This window comes from Cellulophaga lytica DSM 7489 (assembly GCF_000190595.1).
Lineage (GTDB): Bacteria > Bacteroidota > Bacteroidia > Flavobacteriales > Flavobacteriaceae > Cellulophaga > Cellulophaga lytica.
The window spans coordinates 381,939-408,256 of the sequence record NC_015167.1 but is presented as its reverse complement, the minus strand read 5'-3'; the positions used below and the strand labels follow the sequence as shown (position 1 = coordinate 408,256).

Here is a 26,318-nt window from a genome sequence, read left to right as displayed (position 1 = left end):
TTTATGGATTACATTATTTTTGCCTCAAAGTAAAAAAGTATGAGTTCATCTAATAGCGAAAGGTATAACCAAAGAGGAGTTTCTGCATCTAAAGAAGATGTGCATAATGCCATTAAAAACATAGATAAAGGGCTTTTTCCTAAAGCTTTTTGTAAAATTGTTCCAGATTATTTAACTGGTGATAATGACTATTGTTTGGTAATGCATGCAGATGGTGCAGGTACTAAATCTTCGTTAGCATATATGTATTGGAAAGAAACAGGAGATATTTCTGTTTGGAAAGGCATAGCGCAAGATGCTTTAATAATGAATATTGATGATCTTATTTGTGTAGGTGCTACAGATAACATTATGTTGTCTTCTACCATAGGAAGAAATAAAAACTTAATTCCGGGTGAGGTTTTATCTGCTATTATTAATGGTACAGAAGAACTTATAACTGATTTAAAAGAACACGGTATTGTAATACACTCTACAGGCGGTGAAACTGCAGATGTAGGCGACTTGGTGCGTACTATAATTGTAGACTCTACGGTAACTGCTAGGCTTAATAAAAAGGATGTTATAGACAATGCTAATATTAAAGATGGTGATGTTATTGTAGGCTTAGAGTCTTTTGGACAAGCAACATACGAAACAGAGTATAATGGAGGTATGGGAAGTAACGGACTTACTTCTGCAAGACATGATGTGTTCTCTAAATACTTAGCAGAAAAATACCCAGAGAGTTTTGATGCTGCTGTACCAGAAGATTTGGTGTATTCTGGTGCTGTTAAATTAACAGATAAAGTAGAAAACTCTCCAATAGATGCAGGTAAACTGGTATTGTCACCAACTAGAACGTATGCGCCAATTATTAAAAAAATATTAGAAAAATACAATGCTACAGACATACATGGTATGGTACATTGTAGTGGAGGTGCGCAAACAAAAATTCTTCATTTTGTAGACAACTTACATATTGTAAAAGATAACCTTTTTCCGGTTCCTCCTTTATTTAAGCTAATACAAGAACAATCTAAAACAGATTGGAAAGAAATGTACCAAGTTTTTAACTGTGGTCACCGTATGGAATTGTACGTAAATCCTGCTGTAGCAGAAGATTTAATTGCTATTTCTAAAAGTTTTGGTGTAGCAGCTAAAATAGTAGGTAAAGTAGAGGCAAGTGCTACAAAAAAACTAACTATAACTAGTGAGTACGGAACTTTTGAGTATTAATTAACAACAATTTTCACCTTTTAACCGTTGTACTTATAAAACAACTTATTATGGAAAGAAAACAGTTTTTAAGAACCTTAGGGGCAGGTGCGGCTTTTGCTTTAACATTTCCTTGTTTAGGTGGGTGTTCTAGTGATAGTGATAACGAAGAAGGAGATAAAAAAGAAGTGCCAACAGGTGTAGATTTTACTGTAGATTTAGAATCAGATGAAGCATCTAATCTGCAAACCAATGGCGGTTTTATTTTGAAGAATGATGTTGTTGTAGTTAAAAATTTAGAAGGTGAGTTTGTAGCTGCCAGTCAAATTTGTAGCCATGAGAGTTATGACCAAGTACGTTTTGCAAATGTAGATGGCGGTATTTTTTATTGTGATGTTCACGGTTCTAGATTTAGTCAAACTGGTACGCCTTTAAACCAAGTAGATAGTAAAGCAGCAAAACCATTAAAAGTATACCAAACAACACTTACAGGTACTATGTTACGAGTATTTGAATAGTTTGGCAGTGTTTTTGGACTTAAAATAATATGAAAAATTTAGTTTTAGCATTATTCATTTTCTGTACATACACTATTACGGCACAGGAGTGGAGTAGTAGTTTTAGCAGTGCAGTAGAAAAAGCCCAAAAAGAAAATAAATTGGTTTTATTGGTTTTTTCTGGGTCAGACTGGTGTGCACCTTGTATAAAGCTAGATGCCGAGATTTGGCAATCGTCAGAATTTAAAGAATACGCAAAAAAAAGCTTAGTCCTTTACAAAGCAGACTTTCCTAGAAAAAAGAAAAATAAACTTTCTAAAGCTTTAAGCTTGGCAAACAAAGAGTTAGCAGATACATATAATCAGCAAGGATATTTTCCGTTGGTTGTGTTGTTAGATGGCGACAAAAATATTTTAGAAAAATCAGGATATAAAAACATTTCTCCTTCAAAATATATAGCGCATTTAACTACTTTTGTTAAGTGAAAAAAATAATATTCCCCCTGTTTTGTTTTTTTGTATTGCTTACAGTTGCACAAGAAAAACACATAACTGCCCATAGAACTGTAAAATTAATGGGCAATAGATTTGATTTTACCATTGTTGCAAAAGAAACAGCAACAGCAAATGCTTATATAGATGAATGTATTACAGAGGTAAAACGTATAGAGACAATAATATCTTCTTGGAACCCAAATTCCCAAACAACAAAAATTAATAAAAATGCAGGTATAGTTCCAGTAAAAGTTGCTCCAGAACTTTTTGGTTTAGTAGAGCGTGCCATACAAATATCTAAAGTAACAGATGGCGCTTTTGATATTACTTATGCAGCATTAGACAATGTTTGGAAATTTAATATAAATATGGAGTACTTGCCTACCAATGCACAAGTAGAAAAATCTATTGAAAAAGTAGGTTACCGCAACATTGTTTTAGATAAAGAAAAACAAACCATTTTTTTAGCAAAAAAAGGAATGAAAATAGGGTTTGGAGCTATTGGCAAAGGTTTTGCAGCAGATAAAGTAAAGGAATTAATGATAAGCAAAGGTGTTGTTGGTGGTATAATTAACGCATCTGGAGATTTAACTACTTGGGGAACGCAAGTTAGTGGCAAAAAATGGCTTGTAGGTATTAGTAACCCGTTAGATGCAGATAAAATATTTTCATGGCTACCAATTGTAGATTCTTCTGTGGCTACGTCTGGTAATTATGAAAAATACATCATTTTTAAAGGAGAAAAATATTCGCACATTATAGATCCTAGAACAGGTTGGCCATCTAAAGGAGTAAAAAGTGTTTCTGTTTTTGCAAAAAAAGCAGAATTGTGTGATGCCCTTGCAACATCAATATTTGTAATGGGAGTAGAAACAGGTATGTCTGTTATAGAGCAGTTAAACGGAGTAGAGGTTATTATTGTAGATAAAAATAACCAAATACATAAGAGTAAAGGCATAACCTTTCAAAATAATTATTAATTTTAGACTATGAGAAATTTAATACTTCTTTTTGGTTTAATAATTACTGCTACATCTTGCGTTACTGTAAAAGGGTATGATAAGGTATACCTTAATGATGACGAAATGATTCTTGCAGCAAAAAATATAGAACGTTATGAAACCAATTTTCAGGTGTATAGAGAGTCTGCTTCTGGTGCAAACGGAGGTAAAACAGGTGGTGGCTGTGGCTGTAATTAAAAAATAAAGTAATGCAAAAGGTTTTAATACCAATAGCTTTATTGTTTTCTGTTTTTATATACGGACAAGAAGAGGCTACTTACACAAAACGCGTTTTAGAAGATACAGAAGTAGATTTACTTTTTAGTTATTATGACCAAGATGGTAAAAATGCAGCAGTAACTGGTGGCGAGGGAACACAAGAGTTAACAGATGTAACCTCTACCATAGTAGTAAAAATGCCTTTAAATAATGATGATGTACTAACTGTAGATGTTGGAATTTCTGCGTACACATCTGCATCCTCTAGTAATGTAAATCCTTTAGATGGTGATTTTAATAAGGCTGTAAATCCTTTTAATGCTTCTTCAGGAGCATCAAAAAGTGATAAATTAATACATATTAAAGCCAATTACGAGCATAGTTCCAAAGATCGTAATAAAATAATAGGAGCAAGTTTGTATGCAGCAAATGAGTATGATTACAGCTCCTTGGGATTGGGAGTAAATTATGCCTATTTGTTTAATGAAAAAAACACAGAACTATCTATCTCTGGTCAGGTGTATTTTGATACTTGGAAACCGCAATATCCGGTAGAATTAAGAGATGGTTTTTTTGATAGTAGAGTTACAGGTAACGGAACTTATAGTCCTAATTTTACAGCATTTACAGATAAAAATAGAAATACTTATTCAGTTTCTTTAGGCTTATCACAAATACTAGGTAAAAAAGTACAAGGATCATTATTTGCAGATGTTATTGTGCAAAGCGGATTATTGAGTACACCTTTTCAGCGCGTGTATTTTGGAGATGTAAACGACTTTTTTATTGATGATTTTCAACTAGCTGATGATGTAGAAATTTTACCAGACAATAGAGTTAAAATTCCAATAGGAGGTCGTTTAAATTATTATGTAAACGATGCTTTAGTGGTACGTACATATTACCGTTATTATACAGATGATTGGGGAATTAATTCTAACACAGCAAGTGTAGAACTACCTATTAAGCTTAATACAGTTTTTACGTTGTACCCAACATATCGGTTTTACAACCAAACGGCTGCAGATTATTTTTATAAGAAAGAAGAAGCCTTATCTACACTAAATTATTATACGTCTGATTATGACTTAAGTAAATTTACAGCTCACCAGTACGGAGCAGGTTTACGTTACAAAGATATTTTTGCAAAACAACGTGTTTTTGGCTTTGGTTTAAAGGCTTTAGATGTTAGAGGTACAATGTATAATAGAGATAATGGTTTAGACTCTTTTATAGTTAGTTTAGGAGCAACATTTGTTAATGTTAACTAATAAATAGCTCTTTTTTCTTGTCAAGATAGTTTTGTTGTTTATAAATCTTTAAAAATATCGTAAATTCGCAGTCCAAGCGAAGCACGGATTATGATTGACAAATTAAATATAGTAAAACAACGTTTTGATGAGGTATCGGATTTAATTATCCAGCCAGATATTATATCAGATCAAAAACGCTATGTAGAGCTCAACAGAGAATACAAAGATCTTAAGAAGTTATGTGACAAAAGAGAACTTTATCTTGAGTTTACAAACAATATAGAAGAAGCTAACGAAATTATAGCAGACGGAAGTGATGCTGAAATGGTAGAAATGGCCAAAATGCAGCTTGAAGAAGCTAAAGCAGGTTTGCCACCGTTAGAAGAAGAAATTAAACTATTGCTTATACCAAAAGATCCAGAAGATTCTAAAAATGTTGTGGTAGAGGTTAGGGCAGGTACTGGTGGAGATGAAGCTAGTATTTTTGCAGGAGATTTGTTTAGAATGTACACTAAGTACTGTGAGTCTAAAGGTTGGAAAACCAATGTTATAGATTTAAGTGATGGTACCAGTGGTGGTTATAAAGAAATTCAGTTTGAAGTTACCGGTGATGAGGTTTACGGTACATTAAAGTTTGAAGCTGGTGTACACCGTGTACAGCGTGTGCCACAAACCGAAACTCAAGGTAGAGTACACACAAGTGCAGCAACAGTAATGGTATTGCCAGAAGCTGAAGATTTTGATGTGCAAATTGATCCTAAAGATGTACGTATAGATTTCTTTTGTTCATCTGGTCCAGGTGGGCAGTCTGTAAACACAACATATTCTGCCGTACGTTTAACACACGTGCCAACAGGTTTAGTAGCACAATGTCAAGATCAAAAATCACAGCACAAAAACAAAGAAAAAGCATTTAGAGTATTGCGTTCTAGATTATATGATTTAGAATTGGCTAAAAAGCAAGAAGAAGATGCGGCTAAACGTAACTCACAGGTGAGTAGTGGAGACCGTTCTGCAAAAATTAGAACCTATAACTATCCGCAAGGTAGAGTTACAGACCACAGAATTGGTTTAACCCTTTACGATTTGCAGAATATTATAAATGGTGATATTCAAAAAATTATAGATGAATTAAGACTAGTTGAAAATACAGAGAAACTAAAAGAAGCATCTGAAATTTTCTAGTAAAACATAATTCTAAAAACAAGAAGAGATTTTGTACGTTGATATATTGATGAATGAAGAAGTTCAGATTCAAAAAAAATCAATTACAAAATCTTTTTTTATACACTAAAGTCAAAAAAATAATACACAAATGACAACAGAGCAGTTAGTAGCGCAAATACATAAAAAGAAATCTTTTTTATGTATAGGGTTAGATGTAGACTTAGCTAAAATTCCTGAACACTTATTACAAGAGGAAGACCCTATTTTTGCTTTTAACAAGCAAATTATAGACGCTACACACCATTTATGTGTAGCTTACAAACCTAATACCGCTTTTTATGAAGCATATGGTATAAAAGGTTGGATGGCTTTAGAAAAAACAATTAAATACCTAAACACTAATTATCCAGAAATTTTTACAATTGCGGATGCTAAACGCGGAGATATTGGTAATACGTCTACAATGTATGCTAAGGCATTTTTTGAGGATTTAGCGTTTGATTCTGTTACTATTGCACCATATATGGGTAAAGACTCTGTAGAGCCTTTTTTAGCCTTTAAAAACAAGCATACCATACTTTTGGCCTTAACATCTAATGCTGGTGCTTTTGATTACCAAACAAAGCTTGTAGACGGTAAAGAGTTGTATAAGCAAGTTTTAGAGACCTCTAAAGCATATAAAGGAGCAGAAAATTTAATGTATGTTGTAGGAGCAACTAAAGCAGAATATTTATCAGAAATAAGACAAATAATACCAGAGAGTTTTTTACTTGTACCAGGAGTAGGGGCACAAGGAGGTAACCTTGCTGATGTTTGTAAATTTGGGATGAGTAGTAATGTTGGTTTACTTATAAACTCATCTAGAGGTATAATATATGCTGGCGCCGATTTAAATTTTGCCGATAGCGCAGCAGAAAAAGCATTAGAGTTACAACAGCAAATGCAGATAGAGTTAGAAAAACTAAGCTAGTTTTTCTAACGTTTTTCTAGTTTTAGTAGCTTTTACTTGTAAAAACTCAGCTAACTTAGTATTACTATTTCCTATTTGTGCAGCCATCTCAATAAAAGAGTTATATCTGCGTTCTAATAGAGAAACCATATTTTTTTCGTTAGTTAAAGGAGTAGTAGCACCTACTTTACAATATTGATTTTTCATAGCTAATGTTTTGTTCTTTACAAAGATACGTTTCAATTAGCAGTTTTGGTTCACTAGAAATGGGGTGTATGGCTAATATATTGGTAATTTATCTTTTTTTTAACTTTAATTGCTTAAAATCCTAACATTGTGATACAGACAATACATATAATTCATATTTTTACGCACTTATTACATCATCAATCAATACAAAAATATATTGCTTAATTACACAACTTATAGGCACAAAACTTCAAAAAAATGGGTTACGTTTATACACGGAGCAGGAGGTAGTTCTTCAATCTGGTTTAAACAAGTAAGAGCATTTAAAAACGAGTTTAATATTTTACTAATAGATCTAAGAGGTCACGGAGGATCTAAACATAGTTTTAAAGATGTGTATGATAAAAAATACACCTTTAATTTTTTAACTGAAGATATTGTACAAGTTTTAGAATTTGAAAAAGTTGAAAAATCACATTTTATTGGTATTTCTTTAGGAACCATTTTAATTAGAAACCTTGCTGAAAATTACCCAGAAAAGGTAGAGAGTATGGTTTTAGGCGGAGCTATTTTAAAATTAAACTTTAGATCACAGGTTTTAATGCGTTTAGGAACCATTTTTAAGTCTGTAGTACCTTATTTATGGTTGTACAAGTTTTTTGCTTTTGTAATTATGCCAAATAAGAACCACAAAGAATCTAGATCTCTTTTTGTGCGTGAAGCAAAGAAATTGTACCAAAAAGAGTTTATACGTTGGTTTAAGTTAACTGCTGATATAAACCCATTATTGCGTTTTTTTAGAACTAAAGATATTAAGATACCTGCTTTGTATATTATGGGGCAAGAAGATTATATGTTTTTACCCTCTATAAAAAAAGTTGTACAACAGCATACAGCTTCAGAATTGGTGGTTATAGAAGATTGCGGACACGTTGTAAATGTAGAGCAGCCAGATGTTTTTAATGAAAAAGTTATAAACTATATAGCATCGTTTTAAATACAAACTACTGTAAAAAATAAAAACCGGTGCTCCCACCGGTTTTAAACTAACTAACTCAAAAAAATACTAACTCAATTTTTTTACAAAAATCGAAAATTTTGTAATATCCACGGTTAACTAAACATTAATAATAAGTTAGATAACGCGTTTCATATTTACATAACGTCCTTATTTTTAGATTATTGTAAAATTGTAATAAAAATTAGTAATATTTTTAATCTTGTAGGGCAAATACTTTTTTAAGAAGATCTGTAGACCTAGAAGATACCTTGTTTCTTATTTCTTTTTCTTCAACAGCAATCATTGTAAAAACACCTTCTAAAGCCTGTTGTGTAACGTAATCTGTTAAATCTGGATTTACAGGTTGTACCAATGGTATGTTGTTGTATTTAGTAATTAATTGTGTCCAAATTTTATCTGCACCAACTTTAGAAAAAGAGTTTTTAATTACAGGATTAAATTTATTGTATAGTGCAGTTTCTGTATTTGCAGTTAAATATTGTGTAGCGGCATTATCTGCACCAACTAAAATATTTTTAGCATCTGTAAAACTCATATTTGTTATAGCATTAACAAAAATAGGAGTAGCCTCACCAACAGCATCTTCTGCAGCTCTGTTAATAGCTTTTAAACCTTCATCTGCTAAGTTGCCTAACCCAATTTTACGTAAAGTGTTGTCTACTTTCTGTAATTCTTCTGGTAGTAATATTTTTACCAGTTCATTTTTATAATAGCCATCTTTTAGGGTAAGTTTGCTAACTTGTTTTTGTACGCCTTGGTTAAGTGCTGCGGTTAAGCCATTTGCAATTTCTTGGTTGCTTAAAACGGCACCACTTTGCGGTAATTGATTTACTACTTGTTGCAACTCTGCACAACTAACTAAGTTAAATAAAACAATTACCAATAGTAATTTTTTCATAATGTAATGGTTTGTGTTTATAAAATACCTTATTAGGTACTGCAAAAGTAGTAAAAGCCCCGAGTTTTTAAGCGTATTTAATTTTTTTTTAACCTTAATTATATAATCTTATTATTTCTCCGTTGCGTTTGCCTTTTACGCTTCTAACATAAGCGCCAATAAGCCTGTTCATTGATATTGGCATATTTCCTGGAAAAAAATCTTTATACTTTTCATATGCATCCTCTACAACATTAGCAGACACGGCATTAACTCTTATTCCGTTTTCTATTTCTAATGCAACGGCCATAACAAAACTATGTATAGCCCCATTAACCATTGCAGCACTAGTAGTTTTAGCTACAGGATCATCTGCTAAAATACCAGTAGTTAAAGTTATAGATCCATTTGTGGTTAAATAATCCTTGCCAATACGTACCAGGTTTACTTGTCCCATTAATTTACTATTTAGGCCTATATGGTAGTCTTCTTCAGTTAAATTATTAAAAGTGTCCCATTTGGCTTCGCCGGCAATAGATATAATTGCATTGAGTTTACCAGTTTTAGCAAACATTTTTTTTATAGATGTGCTATCTGCTATGTCTACTGTTAGATCTCCACTTGTTCTTCCTGCAACAAGTACTTCAGCTTCATTTTTAAAGTGGGCTGTTACTTTTTTTCCTATGGTACCATTACCACCAATAATTAAAATTTTCATATCAATATATTTTATAGTTAAACGTATAAGTTTTAAATGGTTTTTCTTCTATTTCGGTTTTTATAAATGGTTAATGTGGCAATTATACTCCACAATAAATTGGTTACAAAAGGCGGAATAGCATTGTAATAATAGCAATTTATGGCAATAAATAGTCCGCCAATTAGGTTAAGGTATTTACCGTAATTTAAAAACTTTTTGTTTTCAATAAGTGTAAAGCCATATGCTATTATAATAAAAGCAGATCCAGACCAACCCAAAATATCAATAAGTGTTTTCATATTGTTACATCTAAATATGTCTATATATAAAGTAAAAAAAATACTAACTTATAAAACTAGTATACTCTTTAATAATTTTTTCGTTTCGTTTAAAATAAGACCATTTTCCGTGTTTGGTAACCACAAGCAATCCGCATTTTTCCATATTAGTTAAATAGGTAGAAATGGTAGATTGAGAAAGTCCAGATTTTTCTTGAATATATGTAACACAAACTCCATCATTAAAATGTTTTAAAGTTTCGTGTGGTGGAAAATTAGCTTCAGGTTTTTTTAACCACTCCATAATTTGAACTCTGGTTTGGTTAGATAAACATTTTCCTATTTCTGTTGCTAATTTAATATTCATACTTCAAATATATCTATAATTCTAGATATATAAAAACGTAAAAATCATATTAACTTATAATTTAACAAATAGGTTCCCAATAATTTGCGTGAAGTAGAAAATTTTTAAAATTAATAGCTTTTGGTTTATCGCCTTTTTCTTTTATAAAAAAGGAACCCTTTTCTTTGTTCCATCCTAAAATTATGTAGCTATGTTCTATAGTTAAATAAGTGTTGTAAATATTTTTTAGCTCGGTAAAAATAGCAGACAACTCCTTAGTACTACTAAAAACTTTATTAGTAATGCTAGTTTTAATAACCTTTAAATCCTTTGGAGAAATACTATCTATAGCTCCAGAAATTAAATAAGTTATAGTTTCATTATTTTCAATACCAGTTACAATTTTTTTTATGTCAGATATAGATTTTGGTTCTGCTTTGTTTTGGCTGTAGCTATATACCCAAGCGCTTTTTTGTTTGGCGTTTAACCCAAAAGGAATAAGCTCTGGAGTTACTTTAGTATCTGTGCCCTTAATAGGAATAGTAAAATTAAGGTAAAAAGCAGGGTTTTTTAAAAAAGGAATTATTTGTGTTGATGAAAAAGAATTAAAGCCAAAACCTTTTGGTAATACTTCATTTAACTCCTGGTTTATTTTTACATTTTTGGTCCAACTGCAATCATTTTCATTAGTTTGTAGTAAAGTATAGTTGTTTTTATCATCTTTGTAAGCAGCAACTTTTGCACTACAATAACAACCACAAGTAGGGTATGTACCGCAAACTTCTAGATATCTATTTTTGGTATCCTCTATAATTTCTAAATTATTTTTATCTTTTTCATCTAAGTCATTAAAATTTGAAAAACAGCTTTCTACGTTCTCCCAAAGCAATTTTTTTAACTCATTATTTTCTTGCGCCAAAATAGCATTAGAGAATAGTATAACGCAGCATATACTGAAAACAATTTTTTTCATATATCAATGTTTTGTGATTGTAATTTATTTAAAAATAGCAAATTAAAATCACTATTTAAAAACGTCTGTATATTTAGCTGTTACCTTGCTTAGATTTTCTGATAAGGTTTTAAGCCACACTAATTGGTTAGATATTAGGTGAGATTCTTGTAAATTTAGCAAAGTATCTTCATCAATTTCTGTTTTACCTGCCTCAATATCTTTATCTCTGGCCAATGCTAAAGCGTCAAAATCTTTTAATAGTTTTTGTTGCGCTTTGTTTACATGATGTTCTTCTTCATCTGCAGTAAAATTCACCTGCTCTAAAGTTAATGCAGAGTTTTTTAAAGAGTTATTAATGCTAAACACAATAATATCAAACTCTTTAGATGCAGGAGTAGTTTTATGGTTTAAAATATAGCTGCCTATAGATGCTATTGCAGATAACATTGTGTGGTTTAAGGTAACAATATCATAAATTAAAACAGATTGTTTTTGTTTAGATTTTGGGTCTTGAGTTAATCGTTGAAAAGCCGCATTTAAATTGCTCATTGCTAAAAAGGCTTCTTTTCTATAAACTTTATATTCTAAAGAATTGTGTTCTTTATCATGATAGAGTTTTTTAGTGGCTTCCAAATAATCTCTATTACTAAGGATAACTTTTAATATAACAGTATCTAAATTTTTATACTCCCAACTAGGAAAAATAATATAGTTAGCAAATACTGCTATACCTGCACCAATAACGGTATCTATTACCCTATACTGAATTACAGAAAAAGCATTAGGATCTAATAATGCATATACAAAAACAATATTAAGAGTAATAAAAGCAGCGCCAGCTTTGTAACTTTGCTGTATTAATGAAAAAGCAAAGGTTAAAGATAGTACAGCCAAAACCATATAAACAATAGTGTTTTGTGTAATAAGTACTATTATAGTTGCAATTACGGCGCCAATAATAGTACCTATAATACGGTTTTTAGAGCGCTCTTTGGTTAAACCATAATTAGGTCTCATAATTACTATTATGGTAAGCACAATCCAATAGGCATTTTTAATATCTAAAATACTACCAATTACAAACCCAAAAATAATAGCTAATGATAACCTTAGTGCGTGCCTAAGCATAGGCGATTTTAAGCTAAAGTGTTGTAAAAGAATATTAAACTTATATTCCTGTAGCGTTAAAAACTGTTTAGATTCTTGTGTTTTTAGTAAAACTTTTGATACATTTTCTGAATTATTTAAAACACGTCTAATAGCTTTAATTTCGGCTAAAAGTTGTTTTTGGTAATCATGCAAGTTGCGCAATGTAATAGCACCATCTCTTGCTTTTGGTAGTTTTACTTCTTCTATATAAGCATTAATAGATTTGTTACATTCTTTAAGTGTTTTATTGAGTAAAGAAATATCTGGTAATTCTCCTTTTTTAAGTAATAATTCTGATAAAGCAATAAGGTGGTTACCCATTACTTTATTCATTTTTTTAAACGATTTTAGATGGTGTTTTTGTAGCTCAAAAAGAGAATCTATTTTAGAATAATCTAAATTATTGGCTAAAGCGAGCTCAAAAATATCTACCAGAGAAATAAAAATAAGTAGTCTTTTTTCATTAGATAAAGACCTACCAGAACGCTTACGATCCTTTAATAGTAATTCCCTTAGTGTTTCGTGTTTATCGCTTATTTGCGTTTGTATAACCAAGGCTTTGGTAGAAAACTTATCTCTTTTAGCAGGTTTGGTTAAAATTTTAGCTCTAATTTTTAAATACTTTCCAGTAAGCGCAGAGGTGTCAGACAATAGTTGGTCTACATCTTTTTTAGGAGAAATCCATCCAGAGACTAATGAAACAACCAAATACCATAAGCCACCAACACCTAGTAAACCTATATGTTGCCAAATTTCTGTAATCTCTGTTTTTTTAACAGCCAAGCCAAGTACAATAGCTAATAAGCCAGAGAAAGAAACCAAAGAGGCTCTAAACCCATAGGCAGAAATTAAAGCTATTAAAAAGCTTAAAATAGCAATGGCTATAAGTAATAAGGTAAAAACTGGTTTGGTAAAAAGGATTACAGTAGTTACAATTAAGGTTAATGCAATACCAATTAAAATACCATTTATTTTTCGTTTTAGGCTACCAGGAACATCACTTGGTGCATTTAAAAAAGCACCTAAAACTATAGAAGGAGCATACTCTATTTGTCCTATTAAATAAAAAAAAGCTAAAGGTATAACAACAGATATTGTAAGTACAATACCTCTATAAAAGCTAGACCCTTTTAAAAAGAGCTCTATAGTTTTTAAATATGTAGTAATTTTTTTTTGCATTGTTGGCAAAGATAGGCTAATTGTTTTTTAGCTATTTTGCCCTTAATGTTAATTAAAATGCAATTAATTATTAGGTTTTAAACACTTAATATATAGCTGTTTTTGAAGCTTCAGTTTTTTTAGACTCCCTAATTAATGCACTAGCTAAAACTGTTGTAGCATCTATAATTAAACTATCTTCTATTTTTTCAGACTGTATGGCAAGCGGAATTTCTGTGCATCCTAAAATTACAGCCTGCGCACCTTTTCTAGACAAGTATGTTGCTGCCATACTAAGGTTTTCTTTTGCTTTTTGATTAACAGGGTTAGAAAAAGCTTTAATACCATAGTTGGCATCATATATAGAAGGATGAACAAACAAATTTTGAATATCTTCTGAAGGTTGAATAACTTCTATATTATACTTGGCCAAAACATCTGGATATACTTTTGCCAAAATAGTACCTGTTGTACCTAAAACTCCAACCCTTGTAATTTCTGGGTGTTTTGTAGCTATATATAAGCCAACTTCTTCAATAAGGTTAACAAGTATGCAAGACTCTGGTATGCTTTTTTCTATTAAATTAAAAATTGGTTTAGCATGAGCAGTGTTACAAGGAATTGCTATAATATTAGAACCACTAGCTATTAATGTTGCTATAATTTCTGATATGGCTATACCAGGATTAACATCTGTTTCTCCTAATAAATATTTAGTACGATCTATTATTTTATGAGGTACAGATAACATAGAAACAGGTAAATGTTCTTGGTCTGATTTTGCCTCTGTAAGGTCATAAACCTTTTTAATTAAGTCTATGCCTGCATAACTACCAACACCACCTACTATACCAATTGTTTTATTTATCATAGCCAAAAAAATAAGGGTGTAAAATAACAGTAAAATTTAATGAGTTTGTTCTAAAAAAACTATAAATTTTTAACTAATTCTGTTAAGTTGTGTATTGTAGTAGTAGGTTCTATTCCCCAAGGATCCATAATAGCATCTGGTGTACGTTGTACCCAAGCAGAGTGCATACCAAACATTTTAGAACCAATAACATCAAAATTATTACTAGATATTAACCAGCTTTCTTCTTTTTTAGCATTAGTACTTTCTAAAAAATAGTCATATACAATAGGACTAGGTTTAAACATTTTTACATTTTCAACACTAATTACGTCTTCAAAATAATTAAAAATACTAGCTGTTTTAAGCAGTTTAGTAACGGCTTCTTTACTGCCGTTAGAAAAAGCAAATAACCTGTGTCCTGCAGTTTTTAAATCTTCCAATGCATCTTTAACATCATCAAAGGCAGGTAGCACAGTATATTCATTTAAAAGAGCCTCTTTTTGTTCACAGCTTAAAGTAACATTAAACTTTTTGCAAGCAAAATTTAAGGCATTGTCTGTGCATATTGAAAAATCTGTGTACTTATCCATTAAACCTCTTCTAAATGAATACTCTAATTGCTTATCTCGCCAAGTATCCATAAATGGTTTAGCGGTATCTTTCCCTAATAGTTTTTCTAAAGATACAAGTACAGAAGAGGTATTTATTAGTGTACCATATACATCAAAAGCTAAGGTATATTTCATATTTTTTTATTTAGGTAGTTTAATTTTATAAACTGTAAAATTCATTGCAGATATATCTGCACTAACTTCATTAATTCTAGAGTTGGTATAGTATAAATAGTTGTTGTAAATACTAAATGTATCTGCCCATTTTACAGCGTATCCTTCTAGTAAAATATATGTGCTGCCATCTGGTTTACGGTACATAATTTTATCATTTTCTAAATCTGCATAGTACAGGTAGCCTTTATTGTCAAAAATCATTCCGTCTGGAGCACTAGTTTTAGCTTCAAAAGTGACTTCTTTTTCTAAAGCAATACTATCTTTTAACGTTAAAGCAGCAGTTGGTATGCTATACAAACTATAACCAGTAAGTGCGTGGTAGTATAACTTATCATTTTTTGTGTCTAATGCAATACCATCAGAATGTACAGTATTTGTCCATTTTTTAGAGTTAAAGGTCAAAAAATCTACTTCTGCTTTTGTAGAAGAATGATTGTCTAAAACTCTGGTAAACTTTTCTGTTTTTAAATCTAAAATTACCAAGCCCGAATTGCCAGAGTCTGTAAAGTATATTTTATTTTTTTTGTGATCTACTCTTAAATCATTAATATAGGAGTTAGGGTGATAAGTGACATTATTTAAAATATAAGCGTGTTCTAAGTTTTTGGTTTTTATATTAAACACAAATACTCTTGGCGCATCTAAAACCTCTTGAAAAAGTGGACTTCTAGTATCTAAAACGTATAAAAAATCATTAGAAGCAACAACAGATTGTACGCCTACAAATTTGTTAGGAGAAACAGGATCTCCAATTTTCCAAGAATTCCATTCTTTGTTTGGAAAAGGGGAGTGGTTGTTTCCACTAATTTCCACTACAGAATTAGTAACACCTTTTCTCCATCTAGGAAAGTTTACAAAAATACGCCCCTTGTTACTTACCGTAACACCAGTAACTTGTTGTCCTTTAAAAGAGGCAACTTTAATAGGTGTATTAGCAGTAGTGTTGGTTGTGTTTAATAAACTATCATTGGTGGTATTAGATTTTTTTTCTTTACAGGATATAAATAAAATACAAATTACAATTATGTAGCTTAGTTTTTTCATTGCTTAAGATTCTAATAACTCAGTTAATACTTGTTTATAAACAGCTACAGGTTGCGCACCTGTTAATGCACTTTTACGGTTAAAAACTACGGTAGGTACAGAGTTTACACCTAGACTTTTCCAATAATCTTCATCAGACTTAACCTTAGTTCTTTTGTCTTGGCTGTCTAATAAAGCAAAAGCTTCACTGGTATTTAGGCCAACAGTCTCTAGCTCTTGTTTAAGAATGTCTCTGTTAGAAACATCTTTGCGTTCGCCAAAAAAGGCATTCATTAAGCGCATTTTTAATTGTGTTTGCTTTCCGTTTTCTTTAGCATATTCTAACAATACGTGTGCATCAAAAGTATTTGCCATACGCATTCCCTTAAAATAATCAAATTTAAACCCAAGTTCAGCTCCAAAATCTGTCATACGTTCTTGTGACTCTTGTTGCTGTTCTGGAGTAGAGCCATATTTTTCTGTAATATGCTCTTCTAAATCCTGACCATTAGTAGGCATATTAGGATTTAATTGAAAAGGTTGCCATTCTAGTTCTATCTTATCTTGAATACCCATTTCTGTAATAGCCTGTTCTAAGCGTTTGTATCCAATGGCACACCAAGGGCAAACAACATCAGAAACAACATCAATCTTTATTTTATTACTCATAATTTAAAATGTAATTAGTTCACTAATTTGCAACTCTCCTTGTACGTTACTATAATTTACTACGTCTGCAGCAAATGTTTTGGCGTGTGGTGCAAAAGAAGCCTGAAAAGATTCAATATCATTAAATTTTAAGTGAGCAATTGCCACATAAGGTGCTGGTTCTCCAGGAACTCTACTTGCTATACCTAGGTCTAATTCTAGCCCTTTTAGTGCATCTCCTAGCGCATTTACAACCATTGGTAAATGCTTTGTTTTGTAATAGTTGGCATTAAACTCTACGTCTTTGCCATTTGGATACATTACAGATACTTTTATCATAACTTTTTATTTATTTTAAACACCAAAACAGTGTCACACATAAAATTACAAATTGTAAATATGTGTGCATACTTATTTGTGTTTTCTTTAAGTTTTATTATTGATAAAAAATAACCTTCCGCAGGGGAAACGGAAGGTTAAATGTCGCTATCTTCTTCATTCTAAAAAAAACAACATATTGCGACAATTTTTTATTTTTTAGACCAAGAAAATTTTTGGAAAGCTTCATCTACAGGTGTATTAGCAATGTGGTTTGTGTAATTACTAATTACTTTTTGAGATAAACCTAAAATTATTTCTAAAACGTGCTGTTCTCCATAACCAGCAGCATAAAAAGCATCTAACTCTTCTTTAGAAACATTACCACGATTTTTAACAATAGCTAAAGTCATTGTACGCAAAGCTTCTAATTTTGCATCTTCTAACGGAGTTTCATCACGTAAGGCATCAATAATTGCATCATCAACCTTCATCATTTTAGCAATACCTGTATGTGCAGGAACACAGTAATGACAAGCGTGTTCTACATTAATTGCTTGCCATACAACAGTTAGCTCAGCTTCGTTAAAAGAAGTCTGAGTAAATAACTCATGCAATGTTTGGTAAGCTTCTAAAATTTGTGGAGAACTAGCTAATACCCCGTGTAAACCAGGTATCATACCATACGCTTTTTTAGATTTTTCTAGTAATGGTTTTGCAGCTTCTGGTGCAGACTCAATGTTGTGTACTTTTAAAGTTGTCATAATTTTAATTTTTATGTTATTAATTTTTGTTTGAATTTATAACTAAGCAGTTGCTTAGTTATATTGTAAAAAAAATGTTACAGGTTTGTAAATGTAACTTCTATTATATTATTTAATTGCTCTTTAGTAAACACTTTAGATGCTATAGACAAGCCTAAAATTGCATTCATTAAATAATCTGCTTGTTGTTGTACTAAGGTGTTACTCTTTTTGTCGTCTTGTTTTAAATTGCTTACAAATAAATCTCTAATTTCATTGGCAAACTTTTTAAGCTCTATTATTACCTCAGGTTCTTCCTCTTCTTTAACCTCATTTACTGTATTGGTTACAAGGCATCCTTTGCGTAGTTTTCCTTCGCTTGAAAACTCAATAAAATCATAAAAATATTGCTTAATGCCAACAATGCCGTTGTTAGATGCTTTAAGTTTATTTTTAATAGTATTAATTTGTTTTTTGTAGTATTTAACGCTTTCTAAAAAAACACCTTGTTTGTTTTTAAAACTAGAGTAGATAGAGAATTGGTTTATACCCATTTCTTTTTCTAACATACGAACAGTAGTAGACTCATAGCCATTACGCCAAAAAAGGCCCATAGCTTTTTTTATTACTTCTTCTTCGTTATATTGTTTTTTACGTGCCATTATTAATGTAACTACAATGCAAAGCTAAGCAGTTGCTTTGATATAGAAAACTATTTAAGATTATTTAACACATTTACTAAATAAACAGTTGCATAATTCTGCTTACTAACCATCATATATAGGCTTTACAATAGTAACCTTACTATACAAGACAGCTGTTTACAGCTAAATTTAATATCCGTAATACAGGTTAATAAGAAAAAAGTAATATTTTTAAAAAGTACCAACAATACCAATTTGACTACCAGAAAATTTTAAATTCCAAGTAACTAATTTTGGTTTAATAGGGTAGTCGTACAGCTTTTCTTTAAACAAAAATTTATCAATACCATCTACAACAAAAATGCTAAATGCAGCACCAAAGGCAACATCACTTAACCAATGAGATCCGTTTACCATTCTAGAAATTGCTGGCACACTACCCACAGTATAAATGCCAACTTTTGCCCAAGTATTGTTTACCTGTTTTGCAATAGAATGTGCTACCGTCATACCCAAAACTGTATGTCCAGACGGAAAAGAAAAGTATTCTTCTGTTCCTTCAAAAGGTTTAAAAGTATAAGGGTCCTTACCAGAATATGGTCTTGCGCGCCCAAAGGCAGAACGCGCCATAATTTGTAAATACCCAGCAGTAATAGATGAAGAAATAATTAAAACACCTGTTTTTCGTATTTGTTCGTTTTTTGTAAATAGGCCTACTCCGTAAACACCTGCATTTAATGCAAAGTAGTATTGTGGTTTAGCAAAGTAAAAACCAAATTCTTTTACAGCGTGTGGCAAGTGTTGTTCTTGGTTTATAAAAAAGTCACTAGTTTGCCTGTCTGCAGTTGCAATTATAGCAGTACCAACAAATAGGCTCCCAAACTTAGCAAAGTCCTTTCCTTTCCAATGTAATGGTCTAGTTACAGAGTGTTTTATGCCACGCCATGATGAGTTGGCATCATACTTAAAAGTTTTCCAGATAGTGGTACTATCTGTAGGTTTGTTTAGTTGCTGAGCAGAACCAGTAAATGAACATAAAAGTAACAATAGTATAAAACCTAAACGCATAACTTGTGGTTTTTGTAATAATTAATAATACTAATTTATGCTTTAAAATTACCTTAGTAATCTGCTGTATTAGTATAGAATTAGCCGGCGAAATTAGCACTATATATTTATAGAAACAATGTAATTTATCTAATTTATTAAGTTTAGAGGCTTTTTAAACGCTTAATTGTTACTTATTTTAAAAAGTAACAGCACTTCATCATCATTAGGTAAGGTTGTGGTTCCTGTTAATTTAAAACCTAATTTTACCAGTAAATTTTGAGAATTGATATTATTTTTAGTGGTAATAGCACTAATTTCTTTTAAATTAAATGTAGAAAAAGCAGTATGTTTTAGAGCATTGGTAGCTTCAAAAGCATACCCTTTTTTTTCATATTCTGCTAAAAAAGCAAAACCTATATCTATACCCTCTAAACCGTCTCTGTTATACAAACCACAAGAGCCAATTTTAACATTGTCTTCTTTTCTAATAACGGTATAGTTAGAGAAGCCCAATTGGTAAAGCTGAGGTAGTATTTTCTCTTTTATATACGTTTTAGCATCAGAAATATTGTTTACGTTTCGGTTACCAATGTATTTTAACCATTTAGGAGAATTTAAAAGTTGAAAAATAAATTCGGCATCTTCTTCTGTAGTAGGTTTAATGTACAACCTATCTGTTTCAAATGCCTTATAATTTTTCATCTTTTAGCAACTGCTTTAGTACTGATTGGTTTTTTCAAAATATTTATTCATAACAAGAAGAGATATTAAATCTTCTCTCTGTTTGTTTTTAAATTTCTGCACGTAAGCATTGGCATTTTTTACAATTTCTTGTGCCTTATTTGGGTTATCTATATAAAATTGCAGTTTTTCTTCTAAATCAGAAAAATCTTCTTTTATAGCAACATAATGGTAATCTGGTATAAGAGTACCTTCCATAAACCAAGTCTCAAATTTGGCTTTAGGCATAACAGCTAATGAGCCAGAAGACATTACCCATTTTAAATTGCTAGCAACGTCATTACCTTCTAAACACAAAACAAATTTGTAATGAAGTTTTTCAGAAATAGTCATTCTATTCACTTTCCATTTCTCTATAATTTTATGAGTATTTACCATACCAATATCACACATAGGATGATTAAAATACATTTCTAAAAATTTAATTCTATGGGGTTGTGATTTAAAAATTTGACCGCGACTAACCAAAATATTTTTCTTTTTAGCAAAAGGTACTTTATCTTTTTTAACAAACATAAAGTGTCTAACCTTATTCCATTTTAATAAAATAGAGTTTTGATTATTATTACCAACGGGTCTACTTTTAACAAATGCAGGTTCTTTGTATACCTTTGTAATATCACCAAATAAAAAATGGGCTTTTAAAGACTGCTTAAAATACCTCCCATATTCATACACATCAAAAAAATATTCTTTAGAACCTTTTTTTAGCTCTAACTCATCAAATCTTTTTGCTTCTTCAGATAAATTAAAAGGAGTTTCTAACTTATTGTAATAGTTTACTCTAGTATTAATTTCTTCAATTTCATCTTTACTTAAGCTATTAATGCTATTCAGTTTTTTTTGTAACTTTTTCTGATAAAAACTTACAGGTATAAGCTGTCTTAAATAGTTTTTTCCGTAATATTTAATTTTACTATTCTTATGCTTATAAGACAACCTTTTTAATTCCATTAATTTAATTTTAGTTAAAGATATAATTTAAAATTACTGGTAGTAACTACAAATTATTTTACAAATATAAAAGACTAGTTTTATATAAGGTTATAATTTGGACCAAACCCCAAAGAAACTTTTTTGGATATTTAAAATACAGTAAATGTGCTTTACATAGTATATTGTTTTATTGGTATAACTCAGCTTTATAAATAATACCATTTTTTACTGCTATACCTATTGTAGGGTACTCTGGGTTTGTTTTAGACTCTAAGGTTAATTCAAAATCTAAAGTTTTAACATTATTTGCGTATACAGCAGAAAGATAAAATTCCTTTTTCCAGTTGCGTAATGCCACTTTTTTTGAAAAACTTTCCTGATTTATTTTTTGTTCTATTTCTAGCAAGTACTTGTTTGTCCAGTTCTGCACCAGTTCAGTTATAAAATGTAACTGATTGCTATAAGGACTATTCTCATTTCCATTTACAAAAATAGAAGACACGTAATCACTAACATTACCAGTTTCTAAGTTAACATAGCCATACCACGTATAAGTTTTAGACTTGTCATTTCCTTTTGTTCTATCACTAGTAAAATCACCAAGTACAGGATGTTTAAATATTCTTTTTTTTCCGAAAAGGAAATTTAAAAAGCTCATATTAAATAATTTTATAGCAAACTAAATTAGTAAAAAGGATAGCCTTATTGGTTGTATTGAATAAAAAAAGCAAAAAACTGAATTAGATCTTTGCTTTTTTTTTAGTAAAGTAATAAATTTTTATTTGGCATACGCTCCAGAGGAGTATGTTAACTCATAGCTATGGGTATATATTTCAAAAACAATTCCAAAAGGGTCTTCTACATAACACATTTTAAAAGGTTTGTCTTCTGGATAATATTCCCTAATTGGCATTCTTTGTTTACCACCGTTTGCTACAATTTTAGCAATTAGTTCTTCAATATTTGGATCTTGAATACAAAAGTGAAATAAACCAGTATTAAAAGGACTAAATTCTGGAGCTTCTTTAACTCCGTGAGGAAATGAAAACAATTCTACACCAATTCCGTCAGATGTAGATAAATGTGCAATATCAAACTCTGTCCAGTCCTCACCAAAAACATCTATACACATTTGACCAATAGCTGTTTCTGCTTCTTTTTTTACTTTTGATGGCGGCATAATTACATACCAACCCATAACTTTAGAGTAAAAATCTACAGCTTTATTTATATCTGGAACAGTTATTCCTATATGCGAAAATGATTTAGGATAATCTTTATTATTTTTCATAAGATCTAATTTAGACCACAAAATTAAATTATATTTGTCTTATTGGCAATAACTTACCAAAAAGTACTATAGGTTTCTAAAAGAGTAAATTGCTGATTTACAACACAATAAATTTAAATTTTGAGCAAAGATATTAGCTGTCCGTTAAATTATACTATGAATTTAATAGGAACAAAGTGGAAGCCATTAATCCTTTTTCATTTGTTAGATGAAGATTTACGATCTGGAGTACTACAAAAGAAAATTTCTGGAATCTCTAACAAAATGTTTACACAAACAGTAAGGGAGTTAGAAAAAGACAAACTGGTTTTTAGAAAAATATACCCAGTAGTACCACCAAAAGTAGAATACGGATTAACAAAGAGAGGGAAATCTTTAGAACAAATTTTAAGAAGTTTAGACCAGTGGGGTTTAAAAGACTATCAAGAGCTTAAAGAGTAAGTATACAAATTAAATAAGTTGCGCAGCAATACGTTTTAGTAAAAATGTTTCTCGTTCTATAGACATTCCTTTTTTAGCGCTAGTAGCCATAGTTTTTTCATTGTGTTTAATAGCATCAAAAATGTTAACCCATTTTGCAGACATACCATTTTTTATTTCGTAAGATTCCATTTTGGAAGCACCCAACTCTTGGTTAACAGTACAAGTATAACAATATGATATCATATGCTGAATATCATAATCTGGTTTGTGCCAAGGCCTGTATTCTTCATAAGCACCAAAAGGTTTAATATCTGTAATGTCTTTGGATCCAGTTTCTTCAACAAGTTCACGTATCATACCATTTACGTAGTCCTCATCCTTATCTAAACCACCACCAGGTAAGCTATAATCCTCATACCTTTCTGTGTAAAGTAGTAAAATATTAGCACCTTTAATGGCAATACTTCTGGTAGCAAGTCTAGTAAAAACAGATTTGTTTTCTAGTGTTTTAACGTCTGGGTGGTAATGCGTTTTTAAAATTTGCATGCGGTAACTACTATTTTTTGCAAAGATAAAATAACATATTCTCTTGTTTAGAAAATTAATTATAAGACCTTTTTAATTAGTAATTATGGACTCTAGTTCTTTATCAAACTTAAAAGTTACTTACTGTTATTTTTTTCAATAATTTTTATAATTCTGTTGTATGATATTTCAGATAAGTTCCAATTGTAACCACTAAAATCTGTTGTATTTGTAAACTGCACAACAACAGCGTCTATATTTTTATGGTACTCTGCAATACTTTGGTAACCAGGTATAAGACCAGTATGGTTGTATTTGTAGATTGAAGCATAGATTTTATTTTCAGTACCACTAAATAAGGTTCCGTTATTTAAAGCACGTAAAAATATACCAACATCTTCTGCAGTAGCAATCATAGAACCATAATTGGTAGTTTTTATATCATTATTTATACCTATGTAATACCCACTCATTAAGTTATCTAAATTAATATCTTTAATAGAGTTATACGTGTTTGTAACACCTAACGGATCTAAAATAACCTCCGTTATATAGTCAAACTTACTTTTGCCTGCTGCTTTTTCAATAAGCATAGAAAGTAGCAAATAATTGGTGTTGCTGTACTCATATTCTGTATTGGGTTTAAAACTAGCAGGTAAACCTTTTATTAACTCAAGAGCTTCTTTAGCATTTTGTGTAGGGTTGTTCCAAAAATTAGGAGTATTGGTATAATTAGGAATACCACTGCGGTGTTGTACCATCATTTTTACAGTAATTTTATCTGCATACTCAATTTTACCATTAAGCTCAGGAAAATAATATGCTAAGCTTTTATTTAAGTCTAGCTTATTTATGCCAACAAGTTTGGTAATAGCAACAGCAGTGTACAATTTATCTATGCTAGCAATTTTAAATAAAGCATTTGGCTTAGCAGCAATTTTTTGTTCTGTATTATGCCAACCCTCAGCATAAAAAGCAGGTGGTTTACCCGCAACATCTACGTATAGTATAACGCCATCAAAACCATAATTAATAGTCTGGTTTAGTTGCTCCTGTATGGTATTTGGTACAGGTTTAAGCCAAGCGGTTACTATAGGCCAAGGCACATAAAATAAAGATACTACCGTGGAGACAAGCAGTAATGCTCTAAAAATATTTTTTTTGCTCATTGGTATACATTTTAAATGTGCGTAAACAGCCAGTATATAATTTTGGCAATTAGTAAGGTAAAAATTATGCCACCAGGAACAAAAATATAATTATACCATTTTACTTTTTCTTTGGTGTTTTTCATAATGTTTTATGCTTAAGTTAATAACATAAAGTGCGTATAATAGCTAAGATAAAAAAATACAAAATACCAGCCAATTACTACCATTTATAAATTATTTTAATACAATTACACATATCCGTAATTGTACCACAAAAAATGTTTTTATATTGTAAGAAAATTAAACGCTAAGAATATAAATGTGCGTTTATATATAGTTGCCACACATTTAAAACCAACAATGCGAAAAACATTTACTTACTTAGCTTTAGTTATTCTCTTAATTATAATAGGGTTTTTATTGCATAAGTCTTTCTTCGAATTTTCAATAGCTCTGACGACTGAGTATAATATAAAAATGATAACTACGAAGATGAGCTACCAATTTATCTCACAGATATCTTTTGCGTTGGTTATTGGAATTCTACCGCTTTTGTATTTATGCGTTGAAAAACTCACAAAAATAAAGTTCTTAAATCAAGGTTTAATAACTTGTGGAATAATATTACTAAGCGGAATATTATTCTGGCAACTCAGAATTTATTTAGTTGGTGCTGAATTAAAAAAAATGGCCAATTACAATTCGGGAAATGAAATGGATATATCTTATAATATTCAAAATGTTAAATACAACTTGTTTTTACTTTTGGGATTTGGTGTAGGAGCTGTTATAAGTATATTCATTTACAGAAATCGGAATAAAATACATAACGAATAAAAACGTGTGGCAACAACATATATAGCTCATAACTTGGTAGTTGCTTAATCGAAGTTAAGGCATATTTGCGAAGTCGCCAAATTTTTAAATTTGACGATTTCCAATAAAAAAGATAAATAGTAAAAATTAAAAATATGGCTTGTGCTCAACCGAATGGAAACAGCTAATTTGCAAGCTATGATCCATATACAAGACCGTTGGCAATAATTATATGAAAGAAGAATTCACAGAGAAAGGTTCAGAAAAACAAAAAGCTTTAATCGGTGACTTTATAATACGTTTTGAAAGTCTAAATGACTGGATAAGGTTTATTCTACCAAACATTATTTTCAAAAAGCAAATAACGGAACTTGAATTAAAAAATATCGAAACCCTAATGACTGATTTGGGTGCTGAACAATTAAGGACAAAATTTGACTCGTTAATATTCGATAATTTTTCTTCTTTTCCAGAATTATCAAAGACTAACAATAAGTTATCTAATAAAGTTTCTGAATTAACATCAATTCGGAATTCAATCGCTCACGGAACTTACAGACTTGGTTGGAAAGATTTTAAGGCTGAATTGAGCGATGACACATTTTCATTGCGACATAGTAAATCCACTAAGAGAGGTTATAAAAAAAGGTCTAAAATAATATCAACAAAAGACTTAATTGAATTAAATGAACTACTGGAAAAGTTAGCTTTTTGTTATAAATTAATTCATATAATAATCAGAAACCTATCGAATCACAATAGAATTGATTTAGCAGAGAAAAATTTACACGCACTAGTTAAAAAGATTGATGAAATTGATAAAATTAACTTGAAACACCTTGACGTCTTAAATTAACTATTGCCAACAATGTATAAAAAATTGCGTAGTTTAGTGCTTAACCAAACGCAACTATTCTT

33 protein-coding genes are annotated in these 26,318 nt (G+C 30.8%); 12 read left to right on the top strand and 21 right to left on the bottom strand.

Features of this window, described 5'->3' with window-relative positions; all coding sequences use genetic code 11:
- The first annotated feature begins 39 nt into the window (after positions 1 to 39).
- The 8 genes from CELLY_RS01975 to pyrF all read left to right on the top strand — a co-directional run bounded on the left by CELLY_RS01975 (position 40) and on the right by pyrF (position 6,798).
- Positions 40 to 1,218, top strand: a complete 1,179-nt coding sequence (locus tag CELLY_RS01975) for an AIR synthase related protein (RefSeq protein ID WP_013619977.1) — start codon at positions 40 to 42, stop codon at positions 1,216 to 1,218.
- A 50-nt stretch (positions 1,219 to 1,268) separates the two neighbouring features.
- Positions 1,269 to 1,715, top strand: coding sequence for a QcrA and Rieske domain-containing protein (locus CELLY_RS01970; protein ID WP_013619976.1), 447 nt, complete (start codon positions 1,269 to 1,271; stop codon positions 1,713 to 1,715).
- A gap of 29 nt (positions 1,716 to 1,744) precedes the next feature.
- On the top strand, positions 1,745 to 2,179 hold the full coding sequence (locus tag CELLY_RS01965; RefSeq protein WP_013619975.1) for a thioredoxin family protein: 435 nt from the start codon (positions 1,745 to 1,747) through the stop codon (positions 2,177 to 2,179).
- Positions 2,176 to 3,168, top strand: a complete 993-nt coding sequence (locus tag CELLY_RS01960; protein ID WP_042256503.1) for an FAD:protein FMN transferase — start codon at positions 2,176 to 2,178, stop codon at positions 3,166 to 3,168. The genes CELLY_RS01965 and CELLY_RS01960 overlap by 4 nt, the downstream gene beginning before the upstream one ends.
- A 9-nt stretch (positions 3,169 to 3,177) precedes the next feature.
- Entirely contained in the window at positions 3,178 to 3,387 is a 210-nt protein-coding gene (locus CELLY_RS01955) for a DUF4266 domain-containing protein (protein WP_013619973.1), read from the top strand.
- An 11-nt stretch (positions 3,388 to 3,398) separates the two neighbouring features.
- The gene (locus CELLY_RS01950; RefSeq protein WP_013619972.1) at positions 3,399 to 4,679 is read left to right on the top strand and encodes a DUF3570 domain-containing protein; all 1,281 of its coding nucleotides are present in this window, start codon (positions 3,399 to 3,401) and stop codon (positions 4,677 to 4,679) included.
- Between the two features lie 90 nt (positions 4,680 to 4,769).
- A complete protein-coding gene (gene prfA, locus CELLY_RS01945; protein ID WP_013619971.1) occupies positions 4,770 to 5,846 on the top strand; it encodes a peptide chain release factor 1 in 1,077 nt (358 codons plus the stop codon).
- Positions 5,847 to 5,976: 130 nt separating this feature from the next.
- On the top strand, positions 5,977 to 6,798 hold the full coding sequence (pyrF, locus tag CELLY_RS01940; RefSeq protein WP_013619970.1) for an orotidine-5'-phosphate decarboxylase: 822 nt from the start codon (positions 5,977 to 5,979) through the stop codon (positions 6,796 to 6,798).
- Here the strand turns inward: pyrF and CELLY_RS01935 are convergent.
- Positions 6,790 to 6,984 (bottom strand): hypothetical protein, encoded by a 195-nt coding sequence (locus CELLY_RS01935; protein ID WP_013619969.1) that lies wholly within the window; start codon positions 6,982 to 6,984, stop codon positions 6,790 to 6,792. The genes pyrF and CELLY_RS01935 overlap by 9 nt on opposite strands.
- Before the next feature lie 199 nt (positions 6,985 to 7,183).
- On the opposite strand from CELLY_RS01935, the gene CELLY_RS01930 reads away from it, so the two are divergent.
- Positions 7,184 to 7,963 (top strand): alpha/beta fold hydrolase, encoded by a 780-nt coding sequence (locus tag CELLY_RS01930; RefSeq protein ID WP_013619968.1) that lies wholly within the window; start codon positions 7,184 to 7,186, stop codon positions 7,961 to 7,963.
- A gap of 217 nt (positions 7,964 to 8,180) precedes the next feature.
- On the opposite strand, the gene CELLY_RS01925 is transcribed toward CELLY_RS01930, so the two are convergent.
- The 18 genes from CELLY_RS01925 to CELLY_RS01840 all read right to left on the bottom strand — a co-directional run bounded on the left by CELLY_RS01925 (position 8,181) and on the right by CELLY_RS01840 (position 22,485).
- Positions 8,181 to 8,885 (bottom strand): DUF4197 domain-containing protein, encoded by a 705-nt coding sequence (locus CELLY_RS01925; protein ID WP_013619967.1) that lies wholly within the window; start codon positions 8,883 to 8,885, stop codon positions 8,181 to 8,183.
- A 94-nt stretch (positions 8,886 to 8,979) separates the two neighbouring features.
- Positions 8,980 to 9,582 (bottom strand): short chain dehydrogenase, encoded by a 603-nt coding sequence (locus CELLY_RS01920; protein WP_013619966.1) that lies wholly within the window; start codon positions 9,580 to 9,582, stop codon positions 8,980 to 8,982.
- Between the two features lie 32 nt (positions 9,583 to 9,614).
- Positions 9,615 to 9,863, bottom strand: a complete 249-nt coding sequence (locus CELLY_RS01915; RefSeq protein WP_013619965.1) for a CBU_0592 family membrane protein — start codon at positions 9,861 to 9,863, stop codon at positions 9,615 to 9,617.
- A 43-nt stretch (positions 9,864 to 9,906) separates the two neighbouring features.
- Positions 9,907 to 10,209 (bottom strand): ArsR/SmtB family transcription factor, encoded by a 303-nt coding sequence (locus CELLY_RS01910; protein WP_013619964.1) that lies wholly within the window; start codon positions 10,207 to 10,209, stop codon positions 9,907 to 9,909.
- A 61-nt stretch (positions 10,210 to 10,270) separates the two neighbouring features.
- Entirely contained in the window at positions 10,271 to 11,161 is an 891-nt protein-coding gene (locus tag CELLY_RS01905) for a hypothetical protein (protein WP_013619963.1), read from the bottom strand.
- Positions 11,162 to 11,212: 51 nt separating this feature from the next.
- Positions 11,213 to 13,471 carry an FUSC family protein gene (locus CELLY_RS01900; protein ID WP_013619962.1) on the bottom strand — a complete coding sequence of 753 codons (2,259 nt, stop codon included), beginning with the start codon at positions 13,469 to 13,471 and terminating at the stop codon, positions 11,213 to 11,215.
- An 85-nt stretch (positions 13,472 to 13,556) separates the two neighbouring features.
- The gene (locus CELLY_RS01895) at positions 13,557 to 14,321 is read right to left on the bottom strand and encodes an aspartate/glutamate racemase family protein (protein WP_013619961.1); all 765 of its coding nucleotides are present in this window, start codon (positions 14,319 to 14,321) and stop codon (positions 13,557 to 13,559) included.
- A 59-nt stretch (positions 14,322 to 14,380) separates the two neighbouring features.
- Positions 14,381 to 15,049: a haloacid dehalogenase type II gene (locus CELLY_RS01890; RefSeq protein WP_013619960.1), complete on the bottom strand. Its 669-nt coding sequence runs from the start codon at positions 15,047 to 15,049 to the stop codon at positions 14,381 to 14,383.
- Positions 15,050 to 15,055: 6 nt separating this feature from the next.
- On the bottom strand, positions 15,056 to 16,135 hold the full coding sequence (locus CELLY_RS01885) for an L-dopachrome tautomerase-related protein (RefSeq protein ID WP_013619959.1): 1,080 nt from the start codon (positions 16,133 to 16,135) through the stop codon (positions 15,056 to 15,058).
- A 3-nt stretch (positions 16,136 to 16,138) separates the two neighbouring features.
- The gene (locus tag CELLY_RS01880; protein WP_013619958.1) at positions 16,139 to 16,783 is read right to left on the bottom strand and encodes a DsbA family oxidoreductase; all 645 of its coding nucleotides are present in this window, start codon (positions 16,781 to 16,783) and stop codon (positions 16,139 to 16,141) included.
- Positions 16,784 to 16,786: 3 nt separating this feature from the next.
- A complete protein-coding gene (locus CELLY_RS01875; protein ID WP_013619957.1) occupies positions 16,787 to 17,101 on the bottom strand; it encodes an EthD family reductase in 315 nt (104 codons plus the stop codon).
- A 191-nt stretch (positions 17,102 to 17,292) separates the two neighbouring features.
- The gene (locus CELLY_RS01870; RefSeq protein ID WP_013619956.1) at positions 17,293 to 17,844 is read right to left on the bottom strand and encodes a carboxymuconolactone decarboxylase family protein; all 552 of its coding nucleotides are present in this window, start codon (positions 17,842 to 17,844) and stop codon (positions 17,293 to 17,295) included.
- Between the two features lie 77 nt (positions 17,845 to 17,921).
- Complete coding sequence (locus CELLY_RS01865; RefSeq protein WP_013619955.1) at positions 17,922 to 18,485, bottom strand: TetR/AcrR family transcriptional regulator; 564 nt, start codon at positions 18,483 to 18,485, stop codon at positions 17,922 to 17,924.
- A gap of 213 nt (positions 18,486 to 18,698) precedes the next feature.
- A complete protein-coding gene (locus tag CELLY_RS01860) occupies positions 18,699 to 19,535 on the bottom strand; it encodes a phosphatase PAP2 family protein (RefSeq protein ID WP_013619954.1) in 837 nt (278 codons plus the stop codon).
- A 162-nt stretch (positions 19,536 to 19,697) separates the two neighbouring features.
- Positions 19,698 to 20,219 carry a GNAT family N-acetyltransferase gene (locus CELLY_RS01855; RefSeq protein ID WP_013619953.1) on the bottom strand — a complete coding sequence of 174 codons (522 nt, stop codon included), beginning with the start codon at positions 20,217 to 20,219 and terminating at the stop codon, positions 19,698 to 19,700.
- Positions 20,220 to 20,234: 15 nt separating this feature from the next.
- Positions 20,235 to 21,212 carry a glycosyl transferase family 90 gene (locus tag CELLY_RS01850; protein WP_013619952.1) on the bottom strand — a complete coding sequence of 326 codons (978 nt, stop codon included), beginning with the start codon at positions 21,210 to 21,212 and terminating at the stop codon, positions 20,235 to 20,237.
- Between the two features lie 169 nt (positions 21,213 to 21,381).
- Positions 21,382 to 21,852 (bottom strand): hypothetical protein, encoded by a 471-nt coding sequence (locus CELLY_RS01845; protein WP_013619951.1) that lies wholly within the window; start codon positions 21,850 to 21,852, stop codon positions 21,382 to 21,384.
- 120 nt (positions 21,853 to 21,972) lie between these two features.
- The gene (locus CELLY_RS01840) at positions 21,973 to 22,485 is read right to left on the bottom strand and encodes a VOC family protein (RefSeq protein ID WP_042256496.1); all 513 of its coding nucleotides are present in this window, start codon (positions 22,483 to 22,485) and stop codon (positions 21,973 to 21,975) included.
- A gap of 156 nt (positions 22,486 to 22,641) precedes the next feature.
- Here CELLY_RS01840 and CELLY_RS01835 point away from each other — a divergent pair, with 156 nt between their 5' ends.
- The gene (locus CELLY_RS01835) at positions 22,642 to 22,926 is read left to right on the top strand and encodes a winged helix-turn-helix transcriptional regulator (protein WP_042256491.1); all 285 of its coding nucleotides are present in this window, start codon (positions 22,642 to 22,644) and stop codon (positions 22,924 to 22,926) included.
- Positions 22,927 to 22,935: 9 nt separating this feature from the next.
- On the opposite strand, the gene CELLY_RS01830 is transcribed toward CELLY_RS01835, so the two are convergent.
- Positions 22,936 to 23,454, bottom strand: coding sequence for an NUDIX hydrolase (locus CELLY_RS01830; protein WP_013619948.1), 519 nt, complete (start codon positions 23,452 to 23,454; stop codon positions 22,936 to 22,938).
- Between the two features lie 116 nt (positions 23,455 to 23,570).
- Positions 23,571 to 24,602: a serine hydrolase domain-containing protein gene (locus CELLY_RS01825; RefSeq protein ID WP_013619947.1), complete on the bottom strand. Its 1,032-nt coding sequence runs from the start codon at positions 24,600 to 24,602 to the stop codon at positions 23,571 to 23,573.
- Positions 24,603 to 25,076: 474 nt separating this feature from the next.
- On the opposite strand from CELLY_RS01825, the gene CELLY_RS01820 reads away from it, so the two are divergent.
- Both CELLY_RS01820 and CELLY_RS01815 read left to right on the top strand, forming a co-directional pair.
- A complete protein-coding gene (locus CELLY_RS01820) occupies positions 25,077 to 25,421 on the top strand; it encodes a hypothetical protein (protein ID WP_169309915.1) in 345 nt (114 codons plus the stop codon).
- A gap of 211 nt (positions 25,422 to 25,632) precedes the next feature.
- The gene (locus CELLY_RS01815; protein ID WP_013619945.1) at positions 25,633 to 26,256 is read left to right on the top strand and encodes a hypothetical protein; all 624 of its coding nucleotides are present in this window, start codon (positions 25,633 to 25,635) and stop codon (positions 26,254 to 26,256) included.
- Positions 26,257 to 26,318: the final 62 nt, after the last annotated feature.